At 41.5% G+C, this 21507-nt stretch carries 21 protein-coding genes and 1 other annotated feature; of the genes, 7 read left to right on the forward strand and 14 right to left on the reverse strand.

The features are described from left to right. Nucleotides 1-212: 212 nt before the first annotated feature. Nucleotides 213-413, forward strand: coding sequence for a cold-shock protein CspD (gene cspD, locus CD004_RS14040; RefSeq protein WP_023627628.1), 201 nt, complete (start codon nucleotides 213-215; stop codon nucleotides 411-413). A 259-nt stretch (nucleotides 414-672) separates the two neighbouring features. Here the strand turns inward: cspD and CD004_RS14045 are convergent, their stop codons facing one another. Both CD004_RS14045 and CD004_RS14050 read right to left on the reverse strand, forming a co-directional pair. Further along, nucleotides 673-846 (reverse strand): zinc-finger domain-containing protein, encoded by a 174-nt coding sequence (locus CD004_RS14045; protein WP_102263339.1) that lies wholly within the window; start codon nucleotides 844-846, stop codon nucleotides 673-675. 24 nt (nucleotides 847-870) lie between these two features. Continuing rightward, nucleotides 871-1527, reverse strand: coding sequence for a reverse transcriptase-like protein (locus tag CD004_RS14050; protein ID WP_102263340.1), 657 nt, complete (start codon nucleotides 1525-1527; stop codon nucleotides 871-873). Between the two features lie 197 nt (nucleotides 1528-1724). Here CD004_RS14050 and CD004_RS14055 point away from each other — a divergent pair, with 197 nt between their 5' ends. After that, nucleotides 1725-2132 carry a reverse transcriptase-like protein gene (locus CD004_RS14055; RefSeq protein ID WP_102263341.1) on the forward strand — a complete coding sequence of 136 codons (408 nt, stop codon included), beginning with the start codon at nucleotides 1725-1727 and terminating at the stop codon, nucleotides 2130-2132. A gap of 1 nt (nucleotide 2133) precedes the next feature. Then, the gene (locus CD004_RS14060) at nucleotides 2134-3072 is read left to right on the forward strand and encodes a DMT family transporter (protein ID WP_102263342.1); all 939 of its coding nucleotides are present in this window, start codon (nucleotides 2134-2136) and stop codon (nucleotides 3070-3072) included. A 113-nt stretch (nucleotides 3073-3185) separates the two neighbouring features. Here the strand turns inward: CD004_RS14060 and CD004_RS14065 are convergent, their stop codons facing one another. The 3 genes from CD004_RS14065 to CD004_RS14075 all read right to left on the reverse strand — a co-directional run bounded on the left by CD004_RS14065 (nucleotide 3186) and on the right by CD004_RS14075 (nucleotide 4215). Continuing rightward, nucleotides 3186-3365, reverse strand: a complete 180-nt coding sequence (locus CD004_RS14065) for a hypothetical protein (protein WP_102263343.1) — start codon at nucleotides 3363-3365, stop codon at nucleotides 3186-3188. Nucleotides 3366-3417: 52 nt separating this feature from the next. After that, nucleotides 3418-3687, reverse strand: a complete 270-nt coding sequence (locus tag CD004_RS14070) for a DUF6123 family protein (protein WP_102265114.1) — start codon at nucleotides 3685-3687, stop codon at nucleotides 3418-3420. Between the two features lie 66 nt (nucleotides 3688-3753). Continuing rightward, nucleotides 3754-4215, reverse strand: a complete 462-nt coding sequence (locus tag CD004_RS14075) for a divergent PAP2 family protein (protein ID WP_102263344.1) — start codon at nucleotides 4213-4215, stop codon at nucleotides 3754-3756. 157 nt (nucleotides 4216-4372) lie between these two features. Between CD004_RS14075 and sspL the strand changes: the two genes are divergently transcribed. After that, on the forward strand, nucleotides 4373-4504 hold the full coding sequence (gene sspL, locus CD004_RS14080) for a small, acid-soluble spore protein L (RefSeq protein ID WP_023627620.1): 132 nt from the start codon (nucleotides 4373-4375) through the stop codon (nucleotides 4502-4504). Between the two features lie 36 nt (nucleotides 4505-4540). Here the strand turns inward: sspL and CD004_RS14085 are convergent, their stop codons facing one another. The 6 genes from CD004_RS14085 to CD004_RS14115 form a co-directional block, all read right to left on the reverse strand. Then, nucleotides 4541-5407: a 5'-3' exonuclease gene (locus CD004_RS14085; RefSeq protein WP_102265115.1), complete on the reverse strand. Its 867-nt coding sequence runs from the start codon at nucleotides 5405-5407 to the stop codon at nucleotides 4541-4543. A gap of 202 nt (nucleotides 5408-5609) precedes the next feature. Continuing rightward, a complete protein-coding gene (locus CD004_RS14090; protein ID WP_233434871.1) occupies nucleotides 5610-6446 on the reverse strand; it encodes a sulfurtransferase in 837 nt (278 codons plus the stop codon). Nucleotides 6447-6653: 207 nt separating this feature from the next. Continuing rightward, nucleotides 6654-10304 (reverse strand): dynamin family protein, encoded by a 3651-nt coding sequence (locus CD004_RS14100; RefSeq protein WP_102263347.1) that lies wholly within the window; start codon nucleotides 10302-10304, stop codon nucleotides 6654-6656. 382 nt (nucleotides 10305-10686) lie between these two features. Then, on the reverse strand, nucleotides 10687-11256 hold the full coding sequence (locus CD004_RS14105) for an isoprenylcysteine carboxyl methyltransferase family protein (RefSeq protein ID WP_102263348.1): 570 nt from the start codon (nucleotides 11254-11256) through the stop codon (nucleotides 10687-10689). Between the two features lies 1 nt (nucleotide 11257). Continuing rightward, nucleotides 11258-12343, reverse strand: coding sequence for a type III polyketide synthase (locus CD004_RS14110; protein WP_102263349.1), 1086 nt, complete (start codon nucleotides 12341-12343; stop codon nucleotides 11258-11260). A gap of 330 nt (nucleotides 12344-12673) precedes the next feature. Continuing rightward, nucleotides 12674-13447 carry an SDR family NAD(P)-dependent oxidoreductase gene (locus CD004_RS14115; protein WP_102263350.1) on the reverse strand — a complete coding sequence of 258 codons (774 nt, stop codon included), beginning with the start codon at nucleotides 13445-13447 and terminating at the stop codon, nucleotides 12674-12676. 965 nt (nucleotides 13448-14412) lie between these two features. On the opposite strand from CD004_RS14115, the gene CD004_RS14120 reads away from it, so the two are divergent. Genes CD004_RS14120 through CD004_RS14130 form a run of 3 tightly spaced genes read left to right on the forward strand, consistent with a single transcriptional unit; the run spans nucleotide 14413 to nucleotide 16721 of the window. After that, nucleotides 14413-14562 (forward strand): hypothetical protein, encoded by a 150-nt coding sequence (locus CD004_RS14120; protein ID WP_041964509.1) that lies wholly within the window; start codon nucleotides 14413-14415, stop codon nucleotides 14560-14562. 27 nt (nucleotides 14563-14589) lie between these two features. After that, the gene (locus CD004_RS14125) at nucleotides 14590-15066 is read left to right on the forward strand and encodes a cytochrome c oxidase subunit II (protein ID WP_102263351.1); all 477 of its coding nucleotides are present in this window, start codon (nucleotides 14590-14592) and stop codon (nucleotides 15064-15066) included. Further along, the gene (locus tag CD004_RS14130) at nucleotides 15066-16721 is read left to right on the forward strand and encodes a b(o/a)3-type cytochrome-c oxidase subunit 1 (protein ID WP_102263352.1); all 1656 of its coding nucleotides are present in this window, start codon (nucleotides 15066-15068) and stop codon (nucleotides 16719-16721) included. The genes CD004_RS14125 and CD004_RS14130 overlap by 1 nt, the downstream gene beginning before the upstream one ends. Nucleotides 16722-16858: 137 nt before the next feature. On the opposite strand, the gene asnS is transcribed toward CD004_RS14130, so the two are convergent. From asnS to CD004_RS14145, 3 genes are all read right to left on the reverse strand, one after another. Continuing rightward, entirely contained in the window at nucleotides 16859-18250 is a 1392-nt protein-coding gene (gene asnS, locus CD004_RS14135; protein WP_102263353.1) for an asparagine--tRNA ligase, read from the reverse strand. Between the two features lie 52 nt (nucleotides 18251-18302). Next, nucleotides 18303-18534: a binding site (T-box leader), on the reverse strand. A 265-nt stretch (nucleotides 18535-18799) separates the two neighbouring features. Further along, nucleotides 18800-19705, reverse strand: coding sequence for an EamA family transporter (locus CD004_RS14140; protein WP_102263354.1), 906 nt, complete (start codon nucleotides 19703-19705; stop codon nucleotides 18800-18802). Nucleotides 19706-19785: 80 nt separating this feature from the next. Continuing rightward, a complete protein-coding gene (locus CD004_RS14145) occupies nucleotides 19786-21294 on the reverse strand; it encodes a carboxypeptidase M32 (protein ID WP_102263355.1) in 1509 nt (502 codons plus the stop codon). Nucleotides 21295-21507 lie beyond the last annotated feature (213 nt).

Below are 21507 nucleotides of genomic sequence, written 5' to 3' on the forward strand. Positions count from 1 at the left end.
TTTCACTTTATTTTTAATTTACTTAATTTTAAGATTATTTAGTTTGTAATACGCTTACATTCTTGACTGAATCCTTCCCAATAATGTATATTTAATACATCATTTAATAGAATATATTTGCCATATCAACATTGCAGGTGTATCCATTAGATGATAATATTCAACTTTGGCACATATTTTGTGTCACGAAAGACATGGGAGGAAAGTTTAACATGCAAAACGGTAAAGTAAAATGGTTCAACAATGAAAAAGGTTTCGGCTTCATCGAAGTAGAAGGCGGAGACGATGTATTCGTTCACTTCTCAGCAATCCAGGGCGACGGATATAAGTCATTAGAAGAAGGTCAGGAAGTTTCTTTCGAAATCGTCGAAGGAAATCGCGGACCACAAGCTGCTAACGTAGTAAAACTATAATAAAAAAAGTTGAAGGCTGGCGCCTGGCGCCAGCCTTTTTGATTTTTCTGCTATTCTCGTAAAAGCCATCCAATGTCCATAAAATGCTCTTTCTTAGACATTTTGGCTATGGACACCTTCTAAAATGTCCATAAAACGCTATTTCTTAGACATTTTGGCTCCGACCTTTCGCTGAAATGTCCATAAAACGCTATTTCTTGGACATTTTAGCTCCGAACTTCCGCTGAAATGTCTAAAAGGTATGACCACGAGATCAACTCTACAATTTTTGCCCGCATTTTTTTATTTTTTCCCCAACGGTGCATTCATTGATACAGAACCGATGGGCATGCCTTTTACCGTTTTCTTGCCGGTGGTGTTTTTTGAGGAAGCAGCCATTGCAGTATGTAGTGAGCAATGTTTCTACCTCGGCAAGGATTTCATTACGCGTCACTGAATTACCGCCTTTCCCTCCTGGTTATAATATTTGCATTTTGCTGTTGATCATTTTACCCTGCAGTGCCTGTGTCGCCAATTTATCTGCCTCTTTATTTTCTTTTCTGCCTACCGGATTGTATCTTGGATGCAAGCCGAGGTCTTTAATTTTTTTCTCGATTCTGTCGAGCCAGCGGTTAAGGGTTTCTTCATAGCTAGGCCACTCCCCTTCCAGCTGCTTCAATACAACCTGGGAATCTCCTTTGATGTCACAGGTCATGTTCCTGACACCCATTTCTTCAAGAATGGTAAGGGCAAAATATAGAGCAGCATATTCTGCTTCATTATTCGTTTCAAGCTCATCGAAAACTTCATTGGCACGCAATCTGTACTTCTTTTTTCCCTGTTTGAAGTAGATTATGGCCCCAAGTCCTGCTTTATGATTATAGTTATCAAAACCACCGTCAAAATAAACAGTAAGATCATGAGGTTCTTCTTCTACTTCTTCAAGAAGCTTTCTCATTTCCTTCAATGTCCACGAAGTACCGATTTCATCTATAAAAGAGATTCCTCCAGCTTTACCCGATTTTTCTAATTCTTCACCGGCCTGAAGCGCATGCTCGCCATCAAGGAAATCAGAGCTGAATAGGATCGGATCTATTCCTTTAGGTTTGTATTCCCACTCCAATTTATATTTCATGACTTCTCCCCCGCTTTCTGATCTGTTTTTTCACTCCGCTAAATGGGTTATTTTTAGTTATCTTACCCATTTTCCAAGCCTGTTACAATGAAATGGTACGTTGAAACTGAAATGGTCTTTGTATATTTTTATAAATTCTCAATGCTATTATGATACACTAACTATTATCTGTACAAACCAACTGGGAGTGATCTTTGTTGTTCGAAGTGTATATCGACGGTGCAAGTGCTGGCAACCCTGGTCCAAGCGGTGCTGGCATTTTTATTAAAGGTGAAGGGGAAGTTTTTAGATATTCCATTCCTCTTGGTGTAATGTCCAATCACGAAGCTGAATATCATGCATTTATAAAAGCATTGGAAATCTGCCTTGACAAAGGTTTTAAAGTTGTCTCCTTCAGAACCGATTCACAGCTGGTAAATGCAGCGGTTGAGAAAGAGTTCGTCAAAAATAAACTATATGCCCCCCTTTTGGAAAAAGCATTAATGCTTGCCAGTCAATTCGACCTCTTCTTCATGAAATGGGTTCCATCGAGTGAAAATAAGTCAGCTGACGATCTGGCAAGAAAAGCGGTAAGGGACAACAACATGAAAGGAACCGAAAACTAACATGAAAGCATCAACCTTCGCGGATTTAAGCTTACTATTCGTAGCCCTGATCTGGGGCGCAACTTTTGTTCTTGTACAAAATGCAATTTCTTTTCTTGAGCCACAAGCCTTCAATGCTGTCCGCTTCACCCTGGCAGCAATCCTATTAGGGCTTTGGCTTATGCTTTTTGAAAAAGATCAGCTAAAAAAGGTCGATCGAAAAATAATTTTATCCGGAATAATGCTCGGCTTTTTTCTTTTCATTGGCTATGCATTCCAAACATTAGGCCTGTTGTATACAACCTCATCCAAGGCAGGCTTTATCACTGGTTTAAGTGTAGTCCTGGTACCATTGCTGATGATCGGCATCTTAAAACAGCGGCCAAGCATCAACTCAATAGTGGGTGTCTCTGCAGCGACTGCAGGTCTTTATCTTTTAACAATGTCAGATGTTTCAAGCCTTAACATTGGAGACGGCTTTGTCCTCATATGTGCAGCTGGTTTTGCTTTGCACATCGTTTTTACCGGAAAATACAGCAGCAGCTATCCAACTCTCATTTTGACGTCAGTCCAAATCTCAACTGTTGCTGCCCTATCTGCAGTATCTTCTGTCCTATTCGAGGATTGGAAAAGGGCATTCAACCCTGAGGTCATTTTTTCAGCGAATGTCATGATTGCCCTGTTGGTTACATCTATACTTGCAACTGCACTGGCGTTTTTCATCCAGACCAATTTCCAGAAACATACGACGGCTACTCGAGTTGCCTTGATTTTTGCAATGGAGCCAGTCTTTGCGGCCATTACCGCTTACTTTTGGGCCGATGAACGCCTGACATACAGTGCCCTGGTCGGTTGTGGACTAATTTTTGCCGGGATGGTTTTCGCGGAGTTGCCTTCTGGCAAATTCGAAAGCTTTATCCGTAAGTTCCTTCCAAAAAAAGAGGCTGATTTCAAAGCATAACGCTTTAGAACCAGCCTCTTCTTATATAATTTCTACTTCGAGAATTGTCCAGCTACTGCGCCTAGCCAGTTTTCTCCCCTGAATAAACTTCCTCGAGTATCTTGCGATAAGCGTTAGCTTTGAGCAGCTCGAGTCGCTTGTCTAGTATCGCCTCCTAGAAACTCTGAAACTTCGACTCCGTCGGCAGAAGCAAAAAGCGCTTCTTTGTCGGAGTCTCCAGTTTCTGCGTTTCTGGACAGTCGGCTATACTTTTCCATTTCGGTCTTGCCAATGAAGTCAAAGAACGACTTCACTGTCAAGCCCTCCATCGCTTGTCGGGGCTGACCAAGGCGCTTCCGCTTTTCGTTATACGGCCAAAAGCTCGATTTTTTTAACGTACTGCAACGCTGCTTTGCGGGAATGGATTTTATTAGAAGCGAAGGTTTCCAGCAACGATATATAAAAGCTTCCATCAAAACCTTTTTGAGCCTTTAAGGTAATCTCAATGGCTGTATTCGTAAGTTCATCGGTAGAATTTGTATATTGCTGTCCAAAGTAAATAAAGCCGATAGCGTCCTCACGCAACTGGAACCCTTTGCTCTTCAAATGAAGCAAGTAATCTTCAACTGTCCGCACTGACTGAATCAATCCTCTCTTCAAGCCGACTTCTAGTAAAATTTTACCGCATAATCCGAGCATTTTCTACCGTTTTTTCGTTAAAAGATATCCAGCAAATCCCATCGCCATGCCAAAAAGGGCTCCGCCAAGTACTTCCTTTGGCTGATGGCCTAGCATTTCCTTTAATGGGTCTGGAGACTTTTCTTCAAATTCTACTGGGTCATCCTCGTGAATCTTATCAATCAATTCATCAAGATCATTAACTTTCAATGTCAGTTCTCCTGTTTGTCTCCTTATGCCCTGTGCATCATACATGACAATCATGCCATACACAAGTGACAATGCGAAGTCAATCGAGCGTACGCCTTTTGTAAGTGCAACATATGTGGTTAAAGATGACACACCAGCTGAATGGGAGCTGGGCATTCCGCCGCTGGCCAAAAATAAATCTGGTTTCCACTCCTGTGTCTTTGCGTAATGAAACGGTATTTTTAAGGCCTGAGCAAGGCCAATACTCGAGATAGCAATAACTGCGCCTTTATTCATTATCCGTCACCTCCATGTTATTTTGAAGAAAAATGATTGCTTTTATTCTTGCCCGTTAATAATAAGGATTAAGCTGTAATAAGCAGACAACCTATAAAGGTTATTTCTCATTTCTAAGCATTTTTAAACAAAAACTTTTCTGGAGGGATCATTGATTATGAGCAAAAAGGGAAACAGAGGAACAAAGGCACCCGGGGTAAATCCACAAGGTTATGGACAGGATGCAGAATTTGCTGAGGAACCAAAGTCAAAGCTTGAAAATGCCGCAAAGAAGAAGAATACAAAATAAAAAAACAACGGCTGGTATAAAAACCAGCCGTTTCCTTTAAGCGTGCATCGTTTCGTATTCGAACAGACGGTGCAGCCCTTTAAGTTCAACTTCATTGAACTTAGAAAGAAGCTTTTCCCGGTCAATCTTAAATCTAGCATCATCCATCTTGCATTCAACAGGTACATCACATTTGATTTCAGCTAGCTGTCTGCTTAAATGAAGCATATCAAGGTCAGCTTCGATTTTAGCTCTTTGTGATTTGGTCAGTTGATGCAGGTTCGCGATGACACCTTCTACATCCCCATGTTCCTGAAGCAGCTTAATAGCGGTCTTTTCACCGATCCCGCGAACGCCAGGATAGTTATCACTCGGGTCTCCCATGAATGCTTTCAAATCAATCATCTGTTCAGGCCAGATCCCCTTATCGGCAAAAAGGGTATTGCGATCGTGGACTAGATAATTGCCATAGCCCTTCTGTAACAGGATGACAGAAATCCGGTCATCGATCAGCTGGAGAATATCTTTATCCCCTGTCAGGATCGTAACGGAATCCACTTCCCTAGCCGTTCTGGCAATCGTCCCTATACAGTCATCCGCCTCGTAGCCCGGCAAGCCAATGTTGGGCACATCCAGAGCTTCCACTACCTCTTTGACAAGGTCAAACTGTGGCAGCAGCTCAACAGGTGCCTCAGGTCTATTCGCTTTATAATTATCGAACATTTCAGTCCGGAAGGTTTTACTGCCCATATCCCAGCATACAGCAGTATGGGTAGGCTTGAAATTTGCAACTGCAGTCGCAAAGTGTTTGATGAAACCGTGGATCGCATTTGTAGGGACCCCTTTGGAATTTATCATGAACTGTCCGGAAACAGCTGTTGCATAGAATGCTCTGAACAATAAAGCCATCCCGTCAACTAGCATTAAAGAAGTTTTATTATTTTCCAAGTTGGTACCTCCATTGAGAAATTTTGAGCCATTGCTCTATTTTAAAAGCTTGATGCCTTAATGTAAAAGTCAACTTTGATATTATAACATAACTCTCGAAGTACCCTTGCATATTCCGAAAATAACAATTCTTCAATTATTGATTTAACCCTGTCAAATTGCATCTAATAAGCTGACTTCACTCACTCCTGGAAATTGGGTTTTCTTTGTAAGAAACCCAATCGCTATAACTCCCCGCATACAGCCTGACATTTTTGAATCCAGCTTCTTTAAAAGCAATATAATTTGGCGTTGCTGTCACTCCAGATCCGCAATAAACGATGATTGGCTGATTAGGATCAAGTTCTGCAAATCTCTTCTCCTGTTCATTACAGGGCTTAAAAAATCCATTTTCATAGCCTTCCATCCACGGCTTATTGATCGCTGTTGGAATATGGCCAGGAATCCGGTCGATTGGCTCCTCGATTCCCAGGTACCTTTTACTTTCCCGCGAATCTATAAGGACCGCACTTCCCGCCCCTTTTAGTGCGATATCTTTAACCTCTTCATAGGAAGCCAGCATATCATGATTTTCTGAGACGGTGTATTTTTCAGTCTCATAATGTGGTACAGAATGTTCAGTTGGATAGCCAGACTTCACCCATGCATCAAAGCCTCCGTTCAGGATATAAACTTTTTCATGCCCAACGTATTTAAGAAGCCACCATAATCTTGAAGCGAACGCTCCTTCCTTTCCGTCGTACACAATAACCGTTGTTTCATTATCAATCCCGGCTTCCTGCAGTCTTTCCTTAAACTGAGTTGTTTCCGGGAGCGGATGTCTGCCTCCATGTTCCCTGACTGTACCAGACAGGTCTTTTTCGAGATCGAAATAAACAGCACCTGGAATATGACTACGTTCATATAGAAGCCTGCCATCATCAGGACTCCCAAGCTTGAAACGGCAATCGACAACTCTTGTTTTCCCGTCTCCAAGATGGTCATTAAGCCATTCAGTATCTACATGATTTTGCAAGGAAACCACTCCTCAAGTAGTTTTTTTGGACATCAATTTTTTTACATGTTCTTTTGGGTCCCAGCAGGAAAATTTATAATGGCTCTTCGTTTCATAGCCAAGCCTGCCACAATGGTAGTTCATTTTGCCATTCAGCTTTTCAGCCTGAAAATTAACACAAGTAGCACATGCATGAAATCTATTACTGGTCATCCTTGCACTCAACCTTTATTGAAATTTTTTAATATTTAACAGAGCACTTTTAACAGTATCAATAGAGAAATTATCTTCAAGTGCAGACGTAATCCCTTCAAAATACTCTGTGATCTGCTCTGATAAATCCTCCTGGACTTTTACAAACTCCCGAACCAATTCAGGCTGATAATGATCTTTCAGCCTAGCATTCTCTTCTTCAAGATACTCACCTGCAGGTCCATGTAAAAGCTTTTCAAGTTCATCCGCCATTAATTTCTTTTCATTCTTCTCAAAGAAGGATTTAGGATTCTTAAACATACCAAGGGTTTTTCTAAACTTAGTACGATCAATGTTTTGATATGCTGTTTCAAATTCTATTCCATCAAGTGGACCATTATCTGTTGCAGAAATGGAAACCGAAGAGTTAATTTTCAATAGTTCTCTTAACAGTGCTTCCTGGAACTCTTTCAAGATCCGGATAATAAACGCTTCGGTCCTTAAAGACGTTGCTCTCATCTCCTGAGCCAGGTCAAATCCAATGCTTTCAATTAACTCATCGAGCGCGGTTTCAAGGGCCTTCTTCATATTGCGTCCATCATCCTTCAATAGCGCAGGATTGAATGCCTCCCTGAAGAAGTCACCGAATCGGATGAAGACACGCTGACGAATGTAATAAGTCAATTCATCGGCCTCGAGGTTCAAGCGTTCCTCAAGTACTGCTGATTTCTTTTGTGATAAAACTTGCAGCATTTCTTCCTTTTCAGATAGGAGTTTTCGACGTTTATCAGACCTTGCTGCTTTGTCTTCCTCTGCAGAACTGATCATTTCCTCAATTGTACCTACAGCCTGGTGCCATTTTGCCTCAGCAGCCTCGACAGCCATATTCATCAGGTCATTGGCGATGAATGTGTAAAATGATTTTTCAAATTGATTAAATAGCTGGTCCCCGCCAGACTCATTATCCAGCTTCGCATTAAGGCCTTTTAAACTGGAAACAGGGAATAGATGCGGTTTCCTGATGCCGTATTGGACAAGCTGGCCCTCAACATACTCTAAAACGGCTTCTTGTTCTTCCTCCGAATTCGCTAAATCTACGGCATTGACTATGAAGAACATTTTATCAAGCTCAAAGGTATCCTTGACCCTGCCAAGCTGAATCAGGAACTCCCGATCCGCTTTCGAGAACGCATGGTTATAGTAGGTTACGAATAAAATAGCATCTGAATTCTTGATATAATCAAAAGCTACCCCTGTATGGCGGGCATTGATTGAATCTGCACCTGGTGTATCAACAAGGGTTATCCCCTCTCTTGTAAGCTCACAATCATAATAAACCTCAATCCACTCAACAAAACAGGATTTCTCCTCTTCTGCAACATACCCTCGGAATGATTCAAGATCCACCAAAAGCTTTTCCCCGAAGCTGTTTTTAAAATCACTGAATCCCTTGGCAAAAGCCTGCAGGAATGAGTAATGCGTCTTTTCTGCCGCACTGTAGCCGCTATCTTCGGATTTAAGATTATTGATTTGATCGATCGCTCGCTCGAAATCAGACGTGTTCTTGCCGAATAATCCTAGAGATCGGTCAAGTTCTTTCAGCAATTCGTCAGCAGTTTTGATTTTAACAATTACAGTCCCGTGAGGATGCTCATTTGTGACGGGTTTAATTTTATTAATGGCAGCAGTTGTCGGATTAGGTGATACCGGCAAAATCCGCTCCCCTACCAGAGCGTTTGCGAAAGAGGATTTCCCTGCACTGAATGCTCCAAACAGGGCTACAGTGAATTCTCTTTCTTTTAACCGTGAAGCTTTTTCCTTCAATTCACGGGCGATTTTTTTCAAGCCAGGTATACCTTCAATCTGTTCAGATGTATAATTCATTTTCCTGACCAGCTGCTGTTGTTTTTCGTGAAATTGCTCTATACCATTCCCGCCTTGCTCTACAACAGCTTCTACTGATTGAACGGCCTTTTCTTTATTTGTGCTTACGGAAACAAATTCATTACTTAAAATCACTTCCGGCTCGTCTTCGGCAGCTTTGAAAATATGGAAGTCTTCCTCTTTATATTCTGCCGGTTCACCATAGAGAATTTCTGATACATGTCTGCGTTGCTGGGCAAGGTTTTCCTGAATTGAATTCAACGCTTTCCACGCGGATAAAAGCTTCTCTAGATTTTCTTCTTTTTTGAGAAGTTCATTTACCTCACCATCATCATGACCTTTTACATAGTCGATGAATCGTTCCTTAATTTGCTCAAGCTTTCTTCTTGCAAGATTCTTCAATGCATCAGCGACATCATTGGTATAATTGAGGACATAGTCCCCTGATAGTCTGGCACCAGGTTTAACAGCTTCTGAGAGGAGCTCTCTTTGAAACTCAATCTTGAAACCATTCGCAGCTGCCTGCAGCTCGGTCTGCGAAAGATTATGCTTTTTGAAAAGCTTTGATAAAAAATCCTTGATATGCCAGTCGAGCTGGGATTGTACTTTATCCTCCAGTTCTCGATAGAAATTGTCCAATCTAGCTGAGCGTTCCTGTTCTGTTTTTTGTTTCGAGAAAAACAAGCCCACTTTAAAGTCTGGCTGCCTTGACTGCAGATAAGCCTCTGCCAATTCCCTGGTCTGGAAAGGCATTAAATACGCGTTCTTTAAGATATCATTAAGTCCAGCGCGAAACTCTCGTTCAGGGTCCCGTTCAACCTGGATTTTTTCTATATGATTCCTTATATTATCAATTTCAACTGACAATTGTTGTCGTTCACTGTCAGAGATTCCTTCCAGGATCGTCCCAAATTGATCTATTTCTGCTGAAACATCCTGATGAAGACTCGCCAAATGGTCCTCCGACAGCTTTTCCAACGACTTGAAAATGGAAACTGGCAATATTTCTTTTCTCTTGCCCTTCCGATCCATGATAAATGATCGAAGCTCTTGGAACTGGTTTTGTGGTGATTCAGGGTATTTCAAGGACGTATAAAAAATCCCTGCATGCTTTACTCCCCAGTCAGCAAAGGAATCTTCAACACTTTTTTTGAATTGTTCAAAAGACAATTCTGCATCCTGATGTTTGTCGACCTGGTTAATAATCAAATAAAGTTCTTTTCCTGCATCCGTTAACTCCTTTGTAAAAAGGAAATTCAGTTCGGATTGGACATGGTTATAATCCATCACATAAAAGACGATGTCTGACAGATGGAGCGCCGATTCAGTCGCTATGCGGTGGGCATCATCTGTAGAATCAATTCCAGGTGTGTCCATTATGACTGCCTGTTCCAGGAACTCAGCACCATTATGGCTGATCTCAATAGCCTGGATTTGTTCACCATCCTTGCAATACGTTTTGACAGTATCATAATCGTACGGAGCCGGATACAAGCGTGATCTGCCGTCCTTGAAGATGACCTTTGCATATTCAGAACCTGATTTAATCCGCACCAAATTCGCACTGGTTGGAATTGGGCTTGACGGCAGGATATTGTCACCGATCAGTTTGTTGATCATGCTCGATTTCCCTGCAGAAAAGTGTCCGCAGAAGGCGATTGAAAATTCTTCTTCAACTGCTTTTCTACCCAATTCCTTTACTTTTTCAGCTGTATCTTCATCGTGATTTGTATTCATTAAGTTATATAGCGATAAAATCTTTCCCAGAAGCTTTTGATCTTGCTGTGCAATAGTCTGGCTCATTCCTCTAACCCCTTGTGACAAAATTGTGAATAACTTTATTTTATATGATTTTTCGGTCTTTTCCTATAATTTCATTTTCGTCCCTTAGAAAAAGTAAAGCAAAGCCACCTTAATCGCCGCTGAAAGCACTGGCAGGGACAAAAAGAAAAAGCTCGAACCTAAGTCCGAGCTTTCATTCTAAATGAGAATATTGTTTATTAATGAGGTTTTAGCACATTGCTTAATACATATTTCATAAGTAAGGAATAAGCAGCTATGGTCGAAACAACTAACATGGAAACCATTGGTACGACACCATCCTTAAGGTTCTTTTTTAACTGAGAATAATTTTCATCTTAAGAAAAGTGTAGCACTATTGATTCTCATTTTCAATGGAAGGAGATTAATTGTCACACTTATTTAACAAATTCGGGACGAAACGGCCCTGGTTGGAGAATTCAGATTCATATTTTGTCAACTCTCTCAATGCCTTCTCCTCTGCAGGAATCCTGATAGATAAAATGAGGATATTCAACAAAGTAAAGACAGCCATTGTAATATAGGCATTGAACATCAATGGAATCACAATCAACTCTATCGCAACAATTAAATAGTTTGGATGCTTGATGATTTTATATGGGCCTCTCTTGATGACATTACCTCCAGGAAGAATGATAATTTTTGTATTCCAGAACCTTCCCAATGAAGCTAGTGCCCAAATTCTCATTGCCTGTGTAAAGATAAAAAGAGCAAGCAATACCGGCCAATAATCTGAAAGGTTTTTTTCCAATAGGTTCACTTCCAGGATAAAGAATATGAAAAAAGCTGTATGGATCGACACCATCGCGGGATAATGGCCCTGGCCGAATTCTATTGCTCCATGCTCTTTCATCCAGGCCTCATTTTTTCTCGCGATGACTAGTTCTGTTATCCGCTGAAAGATTATTAAACCTACAAATAAGAGGAATATCATGTTATTCCCACCTCATTAATAGCAATTCCGAGCTAAAACCTGGACCAAGTGCAGCACCAAGTCCAAGGTCGCCCTCCTTCGCTGTCTCCATGAACCTTCTTAATACATATAGTATGGTCGCTGAAGACATATTCCCATAATCTTTTAAGACGTTCAGGGAAGTCTCGGTCATTTTTTCAGGGAACTTCATGGCAGAAACATAGGCATCCAGTACTTTCTTTCCTCCTGGGTGCGCAATAAAATGATTAAGATCTGAAACGTCAAGACCATTGGTATTTAAAAACCTTAAGACATTTGGCTGAAGCCAGTTTTCGATTATCGTCGGTATATCCTTAGAGAACACGACATACAGTCCCTCATTCTTCACTTCCCATCCCATAACATCTTCAGAATCAGGCATCGTTGTGGACTGTGTACCGATAATATTAGGTGCAGATTCTTTTTTCATTATATTTTCATAGCCGGAATCATCACCACAGACCAGGGCACATGCAACCCCGTCTGCAAACAATGAAGTGCCGATCAGATTGCTTTTTGATCGATCGTTCCGCTGGAAGGTTAAACTGCACAATTCAACAGATAGCACAAGCACCTTGGCCTTCGGGTAGGCCAGGCAGTACTCATATGCGCGCGAAAGCCCGCTTGCTCCACCTGCACAACCGAGTCCCCAAATCGGAATCCTTTTAGTGTATTGTGATGATGGCAAGATATTCATTATTCTCGCATCAATGCTAGGGGTCGACACACCTGTGCTGCTGATGGTAAAAATAGCATCGATCTCTTCAAGATGGACTTCGTTTTTTAAGAAATCACCATTCTTCAGGCAATTTGAAATCGCTTTTGCCCCAAGTTCCACAGCTGCTTCGATATAGGCATCATTCTTCTCTTCAAAGGTATGGTCACTTTCGAACCAATCAAGATCTTTGGCAAAATGGCGTTTCTCAATTTGGCCGTTCTGGAAAACGGTGAGCAGCCTATTTATATCTTTAAAAGATTCCTTGAATAGCTTTTCTGCGAAATCCATTACCTTTTCTTGTTCTATTGTAAATGGCGGCAATGCTTCTGCGATGGATATGACTCTTGGCATATTTTTACTCTCCTCACATCTATGTACGGTTACTTTTTCCATTTACCCAGAGAGTATACAATCAAACTAGCTTAGACTTACACGAAAAAAAAGCTTTCCCCGTAATCGGGGAAAGCCTAACGTTTTGAAGGAGTTGCTGTGCAAGTTCATTATACAATGCTCTCTTGCCTTATACATTATAAAATCTTTACCAGTTGACAACCGATTGGTCTTCGACAGATTCATTCATGTCAGTGATCTTTTTCGCGTAAAAGCAGATTCTTCCTTTATACCGTAAAAATACTATTCGGATTAAGAAGAGCTTCTTTGAGTACATATACCCTCTCTTGATCAGAATCCGTGAATCGTCATACCTCCGTCGACGAATAATGTTTGGCCTGTCACATAGTTTCCTGCGTCAGAACTTAGGAAGACAACTGGTCCTACCAGCTCAGGCAATTCTCCAATTCTCTTCAACGGCGTTACAGCAAGGATGCCTTCTACATAAGCTTCATCCGCCAATAGTTTTTCAGTCAGAGGTGTTTTGAAATACCACGGACCAATTGAATTCACATTGATACCGTATTGTCCCCATTCCATCGCGAGCACCTTTGTCATCTGCATTAGGGCTGCCTTAGTTGCCGCATAGACGACACCGGTCCTCAGGGCTACTTGCCCTGCAACAGACGCGATATTGATGATTTTGCCTCCTGATTGCTGTCCCTTCATGACTTTCCCGGCTTCCTGAGACATCATGAAGGCTGATTTTAAATTGGTATCCATGATCGTTTGCCATTCTTCATCCGTCGCCTCTAATGCCTTGGAACGTATATTCATGCCTGCATTATTGACAAGGATATCAATCTTTCCCCATTCAGTGCGTACTGCTGAAATTGATTTATGTACTTGATCCCTATTTGTTACATCTGTTGGGAGCACGAGAGTTTTATTCCCTAATTTTTCGATTACCGATGAAGTCTCCTTAAGATCTTCCTCCGTTCTTGCTAGTAAGGCAACATTTGCTCCAGCTTCAGCAAGTCCGATCGCAATCGCTCTGCCAATCCCTCTTCCCGCTCCAGTCACTACCGCTGTTTTCCCTTTCAAATCAAAAGATGGCAAAAACATACACATCATCCTCCTGCTCTAAATTGACTTAATTTTAACATAATACGCAGGAAAATCAGGTTTACTCGCCTGGTAAAAGAAAAAGCACCCACCCGGTGCTATTTTTCGTTGGACTGCTTTTGTACCTCAATCCAGATTTGCTTCTCTGCTGCTCCCCCACATTTTTTACATAATCGCATTTCATCATATATGAGACGGCAATGTTCACAATAATACTTTTGCATATATACCACTTCCTGAAAGATCCATTTACTATTAGTTTATTAGCTCTGCTCAGAATGGTGATTCCTGTTTTCCCACTGGAATCAAGAATCCCTTATTATTTTGACATTCTTAATGATGAATTGGACAAAGCTGTCATGATTCCTCTGTTTTTTTGACAGCTTTGATGATGAAGTGCACAAAGCTGTCATGATTCCCCTGTTTTCTTGACAGCTGTGATGATGGAGTGAACAAAGCTGTCATGATTCCTCTGTCTTCTTGACAGCTTTGATGGTGGAGTGGACAAAGCTGTCATGATTCCTCTGTTTTCTTGACAGCTTTGATGATGGAGTGAACAAAGCTGTCATGATTCCTTTGTTTTTTTGACAGCTTTGATGGTGGAGTGCACAAAGCTGTCATGATTCCTTTGTTTTCTTGACAGGTTTGATGATGTAGTGGACAAAGCTGTCATAATTCCTTTGCTCTCCGATGTCAAGTCGATCTATCACATCCTGATCCGTTAGTTTGTGATTTTGCTCACTGTTTCACATTTTCATTTTCACAGATTATTCACATTTCCCCCTCGTTCCATGTGACTTAAATCACTGTGTTGACGCGTTTTCACCATTAACATAGTAAATATATCAGGTATGAACAATTTGTGAACTGTCTAAAACCATATTTACGTTTCCAAATTGTTTTGTATTATGAGAATGTACTTATCATTTATAAACGAACATTTTTTACGAAGGGAGTGGACCGGAATGGCTCAGCCTGGAATTGGGAAGAAGACACAAACAAAGGTGGAAGACCAATCTTCCTTGAAAGGAACACTTGCATCCGTTTTCTTGTTAGGATTCTTTTTAATCGTTACTTGGGTAGGCGTTTATTTCTTATTTGTTGATCGTTTTTAAGAGAGACCAAAAGGGGAGAAAGAAGTTATGCACATTCATAAATTTGAAAAAATCTGGCTGATATTCGGAATCACGACATTGATTGTATTCCTAAGTGTAATTGGGGTCAGTGCCTTTTATTTAGGCAACCAGCCACCAAGCTGTCTTGCAACAATCAATCCTGAAAAGGTAGATACTACCGCACCTTTCAATGAGCCTGGACTGAAGAAGGTTGAAGGAAAAGAATGGGATTACGAACTCGTTTTCGTAGCATCAGCATTTGCCTACAACCCTGGCCAGGTAGAAGTTCCAAAAGGAGCTAAAGTGAAAGTGATCGCGACTACGAAGGATGTCATTCACGGCTTTCAGGTTGCGGGAACTAATATCAACATGATGCTTGAGCCTGGCTATATCAGTGAGTACGTCACAACGTTTGATAAAGCCGGCGATTATCTGATTGTTTGTAATGAATATTGTGGTGTCGGCCACCACATGATGTCGTCTAAAATCAAGGTGGTGGAATAATGAATACAACATCAATCAATCCAAAAGTTGACCGCCGCGATGGCAAATTAGTAATGGCCCACTTTTATGTTGCTTTCATCGCTCTTGCAATCGGGGGTCTTGCAGGTTTGCTCCAGACACTTGTGCGTTCTGGAAAATTCGAATTACCTTCATGGACAGGATACTACCAAATCCTGACCATCCATGGTGTAGTACTTGGACTCGTGCTTACAACATTTTTCATTATGGGATTCCAGCTCTCTCTTGTGAGCAAAACATCCGGAACATTGACTGATAAACAGCGAAAAACTGGCTGGATTGGTTTCTGGACTATGACAATCGGTACTGTAATGGCTGCTATCATGATCCTGACAAACCAGGCTTCTGTTTTATATACTTTCTACGCACCATTACAAGCACATGCACTTTTTTACTTGGGACTCACACTTGTAATTGTCGGAAGCTGGATCGACGGCGCCGCAATCATCATGGCTTACTCTTCATGGAGAAAAGCTAATCCTGGAAAGCCTAGCCCACTATTGACTTTCATGTCACTTGTCAACACGCTTATGTGGATCGTAGCCACGATTGGTGTCGCTGCAACAGTACTATTCCAATTGCTTCCTTGGTCACTGGGCCTTGTAGAGCGTGTAGATGTTCTCGTTAGCCGTACATTGTTCTGGTATTTCGGCCACCCGCTTGTGTATTTCTGGCTATTGCCTGCATATATGGCATGGTACGCAATCGTTCCGAAGATCATTGGCGGAAAGATTTTCTCTGATTCATTAGCAAGGATGTCATTCATTCTGTTCCTGTTGTTCTCGATTCCGGTAGGCTTCCACCACCAACTAATGGAACCAGGTATTGACCCAGCATGGAAGTTTCTTCAGGTTATTTTAACATTCCTTGTTGTCATCCCTTCATTGATGACTGCATTCTCGCTTTTTGCGACTTTTGAGATGTTTGGCCGTTCTAAAGGTTCTACCGGCCTATTCGGCTGGGTGAAGAAGCTGCCTTGGGGAGATGCCCGCTTTGCTGTGCCATTCATTGGTATGCTTGCATTTATCCCTGCAGGTGCTGGCGGACTTGTCAACGCATCCCACCAGCTTAACCAGGTCGTGCACAACACAATTTGGGTCACTGGTCACTTCCATTTGACTCTTGCAACTTCTGTAGTCCTGACTTTCTTTGGGATTTCTTATTGGCTTGTCCCTCACCTTACTGGAAGGGTCCTAACAAAAGCCATGAATAAACTAGCCATTATCCAGGGAATTGTTTGGGCAATCGGTATGACATTCATGTCCGGTGCGATGCACGCAGCTGGTCTTCTAGGAGCTCCACGCCGTTCTTCATTCTCAACATACGGCGGTTCTGAGCAAGCTGCAGAGTGGATCCCATATCAGGTTGCACAGGCAGTTGGCGGATCGATCCTTTTCCTTGGAATCATCCTGATGCTTTACATTTTCATCAACCTTGCTTTCTTCGCACCTAAAGGGGAAGAAGAATTCCCTGTTGGAGAAGTTGCTGATGCAGCCGAGAAAACTCCAATGGTATTCGAAAACTGGAAGCTATGGCTCGGTATCACGGTTCTTTTGATCCTTTTCGCTTACACGATACCTTTCATCGATATGATTGAGAATGCACCGATTGGATCGAAAGGATATAAATTCTTCTAATAGTGCAAAATACAAACCAGAAACAGGTTATGAAATTACAAAAAAATTTCATAACCTGTTTTTTTGTTATAACAGCATAGCCCATAAAAAAACAGGATGCTGAGGCATCCTGTTTTCCATTTTTTAAAAATAATTAATTAGAATTCCGCATTTCCTGGTGTACGCGGGAATGGAATGACATCGCGAATGTTCTTCATTCCTGTTAGATACATAACAAGTCGTTCGAAACCAATACCATACCCAGAATGCTTTGTGCTGCCGTATTTCCTAAGCTCTAGATACCACCAGTAATCTTCTTCCGACATACCAAGTTCTTTGATTCGTTCTGCAAGGACTTCTTCTCTTTCCTCACGCTGGCTTCCGCCGATTAATTCGCCAATACCGGGAACCAAAAGGTCAGTTGCAGCAACAGTCTTGCCATCCTCATTCGCTCGCATATAAAATGCCTTAATCTCTTTCGGATAGTCGGTTACGAAGACTGGACGCTTGTAAATTTCCTCGCTAAGGTAACGTTCATGTTCCGTTTGCAAATCTGTACCCCATTCAACAGGGTATTCAAATTCCTTACTTGAGTTCTTTAATAACTCAACAGCTTCGCTATAAGTAACCCTTCCGAAGTCGGATTCTAATGCATTCTTCAATCTCTCAATAAGCGTTTTATCAATAAAACTGTTAAAGAAGGCCATTTCTTCTGGTGCATGTTCAAAAACGTAATCAATGACATACTTGACCATTTCTTCTCCTAGGTCCATGATATCCGGTAATTCTGCAAAGGCAACTTCGGGCTCGATCATCCAGAATTCTGAGGCATGTCGTGCAGTATTGGAATTTTCTGCCCTGAATGTCGGACCAAAAGTATAAACATTACGGAAAGCAAGAGCAAAGCTTTCGACATTTAATTGGCCGCTCACGGTTAAGTTGGTTTCTTTGCCGAAGAAATCTGCACTGTCATCCACTTTTCCGTCTTCGTTTTTTGGAAGCTTGTTCATGTCCATTGATGTCACACGGAACATTTCCCCTGCTCCTTCAGTATCGCTTCCGGTAATAATCGGTGTATGTACGTAGACAAACCCTTTGTCTTGGAAGAATTTGTGAAGGGCATAGGAAGCAAGAGATCTTACTCTGAAAACAGCTGAGAAGGCGTTGGCTCTCGGACGTAAGTGAGCAATTGTTCTCAAATATTCAAGAGTATGTCTCTTTTTTTGTATAGGATAATCTGTATCCGATAATCCTTCGACTACAATTTTTGTCGCTTTAATTTCAAAAGGCTGTTTCATGTCAGGAGTTGGTACAAATTCACCTTCTACTAAAACAGAAGAGCTAATAGGCAACTTTGTAATTTCCTTGAAGTTATCAAGGGTATCTTCAAAAACAACTTGTACACTCTTAAAGAAAGATCCATCATTCAACTCCATAAAGCCAATGGTTTTGGAATCACGAAGAGTACGGATCCATCCTGTAAGTTGAACAGTTTGGTCTTTAAAATTTTCTTGATTTCTGTATAAATCTTTTACTACCGTCTTAATCATAATTAGCCTCCTCAGAGTAATTTTTGCAATAAAAAAAGCCTTCTATCCCCAAAAAAGGGACGAAAGGCTGAACTTCCGCGGTACCACCCAAATTGTCATTAAATGACCAACTTACTACTGCTATCCCAGTCTATAACGTGCTGGAAACGTCTAAGCCTACTCAAGTGATCCCTTTCGGTTAGAACTCAAAGGTGTTCTTCATTTATGCTTCATCGCCAGGCTTCCACCGTCCCCAGCTCGCTATCGAATATAGCAAAAACTACTTTCCTTTTCATCGATTTACTAATATGTAGTTTTTAAAAGGATTTTTACTGTAATAATTTATCACAAAACATAATCTTTTGTCTAGTTGCCCCATAATTCATATACATTTTCGCCTTAAAAATCATTGTGTATAATCTCAAATGAAACAAATTTACTTAATTTAAAAAAGTGCTTTAGTGTGAACAGTAAAAAAGGAGCTTGGGTTTGAACCAGGCTCCTTTCGCTATTAAATGGCATGTTTATTATTTCTATTCTTTTTCGTTCTCCACTTCAAAAGAGATTGAATCACACTGTGAATTGCTTTTTTTGCTTTCTGATGGGAATAGAGATATTGATTGATATCACAGATATGATTATCAATGTTGATCCTAGCATTTGAAGACCGCCCATCCTGTCACCATACACCAGTATTCCCAGCATGGTGGCAACGACGGGTTCCAGTGTAGCAACTACTACAGCAGTGCTGCTTTCTGTCCTTTCAAGGCCCCAGGAGTATGCAAAATATGCAACCACAGTCGGGAAAATCCCTAACCCTATCGCATAAAGCCACGCATCCCCGGCGAACAGGACAGCAGCCTTGCTGACTATACCGGTTGTTGGAACCAGCGCAGCTGAGGCCACAAGGAAGGTGTACAAAGTGACTGTAAAAGGATGGTACCGCCTTAATGCCACCTTGCCAAAAATACTGTAAAGAGCGTAGCCAAACCCTGCCCCTAGGCCAATAAGGATACTTGAGACAGAAAATGACGCTCCCCCATGTCCTGTAATGCCTGCGGCAAGTGTACAGCCAATGACTGTCATGACAATCGCCAACAACTTCTTCCTGTTAATGCTTTCTTTTAGGAAAAGAAATGATAAAACCGCTACAAAAGCAGGAGAAGTATACAGTAAAGCAACTGCAATCGGGATGTTCATCAGGTTGATTGCCGTAAAATAAGACCAATTAAAAAACACAATGCTTAGGATTCCTGTACCTACAAAAAGATACAAGTCTTTCACCCTGATTTTCATATGACTTCGGTAAACAGCAATTCCTACCAAAATCAAAATAATGGCAGCGGTCGACACACGTATTGCCACAATCTCCATCGCTGTGAATCCATAATTCGTAAGGCCTTTTACAAAAAAGCCAATCAGCCCCCACATCGCTGCCGCAAATGCAATCATTATATAAGGTAATTTCCCGGACACTCTATTCACCACACAGAAAAGATGGCAGGATTACTGCCATCTTAATTTACTAAGGCTCTTACTAGTTAAAAAGATTGGTCTTAGACTAATTGATATACCTTGTTGTATTTTTCGTATAGGTAATCTACCAGGTATTGGGCGTTGAGTCCCTCACCTGTCACATCTGTCAAAATCTCAAGGGGCTTTTTCATTTTCCCATGTTTATGGACGTTCTCCGTCATCCATTCTTTAACAGGCTGAAGATTTCCTTGCTCTAGCAATTCCTCGTAATTCGGTAAGTCTTTCAGCATGGCATTCTTGAACTGAGCGGCATACATGTAGCCTAGTGCATAAGAAGGGAAATAGCCAAAGCTGCCTCCTGCCCAGTGGACATCCTGAAGGACTCCCTCTGCATCATTTTCAGGCCTGATTCCGAGATACTGCTCATATTTATCATTCCAAATCCTCGGGAGATCTTTAACTTCTATTTCATCGTTGAACAAGCCTTTTTCAATCTCATATCGCACCATTACATGCAATGGATACGTTAGCTCATCGGCCTCAATCCGGATCAAGCTTGGTTTGGACTCATTGACTGCACGATAGAAATCATCTACTTCCACTCCGGAAAACTGTCCATCTGAGTACTCCTGCAGCAGGCTGTAATTGTGCTTCCAGAAAGAGTAATTACGTCCTACAAAGTTTTCATAGAAGAGTGACTGTGATTCATGGATTCCCATGGATGTACCTGAACTCAAAGGAGTTCCGACTAGCTCTTCAGAAATGTTTTGTTCATAAAGGGCGTGTCCGCCTTCATGGATGGTACCGAATACAGCTGTCCTGAAATCTGATTCATCGTATTTCGTTGTAACCCTTACATCACCTGGGTTAAGCCCCATCGCAAACGGGTGGACTGTTTCATCAAGTCTGCCAGCATCAAAATCATAACCCATTTGTTTTAAAATCTGGAGGCTGAATGCACGCTGCTTTTCTTTAGGAAACTGCTTGAACAAGAATCCAGTTTCAGGCTTAGCTGTGGAACTGGAAATTTGCTGTACGAGTGGGACAATTTTTTCACGAAGGTCTCCAAATACCTGATCCAGAACCTCGACAGTTACACCAGGCTCATACATATCAAGCAGTGTATTATACTTATTTCCTTCATATCCCCAGTAACCAATGAATTTCTTTGTCGTATTAACTAGTTTTTCAAGATAAGGTCTGAACATTTCAAAATCGGACTCAGCCTTCGCTTCTTCCCAAACTGTTTCTGCCTTTGATTGAAGAATCACATATTCTCGATATTCATCTGCAGGGATTTTCTTATTACGGTCGTAATCCTTCCTGCATTCATCCAGCGTTTTACGGGTTATTTCAGATAAACTTGGTTCATTTGCAAGTCTTGCTATGTATGATGCCATTTCCTCTGAAGTTGACATGTTGAACAGATCGGAAGAAAGTACCCCGATCACTTCAGAACGCTGCTCTGCTCCTTTTTTCGGAGCTCCTGTCCTTAAATCCCAATAAATCAAAGAAAGCGCCTCACCGTAGGCAGCCATTTTTTTGACATAATCCAAAAATTTCTTTTCTGTTTGCTTTACTTCATTCATCCATTTCACCCCATTTTTCTCTTTCCTGTTTATCTTATCATACTTTTCAGAAAGTTAGGTTTACGAATTAGAAAAGCGCAAGCGCCTTGGTCAGCCCCGACAAGCGCTGGAGGGACGAACGGTGAAGTCGTTCTTTGACTTCATTGGGCGGACCGAAGCGACTCGAGGGGCTAGGCGCTGGAGCTAGACACTAATCTAAGTGCAAAAAATTTA

This window comes from Mesobacillus jeotgali (assembly GCF_002874535.1).
Classification (GTDB): Bacteria; Bacillota; Bacilli; order Bacillales; family Cytobacillaceae; genus Mesobacillus; species Mesobacillus jeotgali.

Coding starts and splice junctions, on each gene's coding strand:
- cspD (WP_023627628.1), top strand. CDS start 213: ATGCAAAACGGTAAAGTAAAATGGTTCAACAATGAAAAAGGTTTCGGC.
- CD004_RS14050 (WP_102263340.1), bottom strand. CDS start 1,527: ATGAAATATAAATTGGAGTGGGAATACAAACCTAAAGGAATAGATCCG.
- CD004_RS14060 (WP_102263342.1), top strand. CDS start 2,134: ATGAAAGCATCAACCTTCGCGGATTTAAGCTTACTATTCGTAGCCCTG.
- CD004_RS14075 (WP_102263344.1), bottom strand. CDS start 4,215: ATGAATAAAGGCGCAGTTATTGCTATCTCGAGTATTGGCCTTGCTCAG.
- sspL (WP_023627620.1), top strand. CDS start 4,373: ATGAGCAAAAAGGGAAACAGAGGAACAAAGGCACCCGGGGTAAATCCA.
- CD004_RS14085 (WP_102265115.1), bottom strand. CDS start 5,407: ATGCTAGTTGACGGGATGGCTTTATTGTTCAGAGCATTCTATGCAACA.
- CD004_RS14100 (WP_102263347.1), bottom strand. CDS start 10,304: ATGAGCCAGACTATTGCACAGCAAGATCAAAAGCTTCTGGGAAAGATT.
- CD004_RS14105 (WP_102263348.1), bottom strand. CDS start 11,256: ATGATATTCCTCTTATTTGTAGGTTTAATAATCTTTCAGCGGATAACA.
- CD004_RS14110 (WP_102263349.1), bottom strand. CDS start 12,343: ATGCCAAGAGTCATATCCATCGCAGAAGCATTGCCGCCATTTACAATA.
- CD004_RS14115 (WP_102263350.1), bottom strand. CDS start 13,447: ATGTTTTTGCCATCTTTTGATTTGAAAGGGAAAACAGCGGTAGTGACT.
- CD004_RS14120 (WP_041964509.1), top strand. CDS start 14,413: ATGGCTCAGCCTGGAATTGGGAAGAAGACACAAACAAAGGTGGAAGAC.
- CD004_RS14125 (WP_102263351.1), top strand. CDS start 14,590: ATGCACATTCATAAATTTGAAAAAATCTGGCTGATATTCGGAATCACG.
- CD004_RS14130 (WP_102263352.1), top strand. CDS start 15,066: ATGAATACAACATCAATCAATCCAAAAGTTGACCGCCGCGATGGCAAA.
- asnS (WP_102263353.1), bottom strand. CDS start 18,250: ATGATTAAGACGGTAGTAAAAGATTTATACAGAAATCAAGAAAATTTT.
- CD004_RS14145 (WP_102263355.1), bottom strand. CDS start 21,294: ATGAATGAAGTAAAGCAAACAGAAAAGAAATTTTTGGATTATGTCAAA.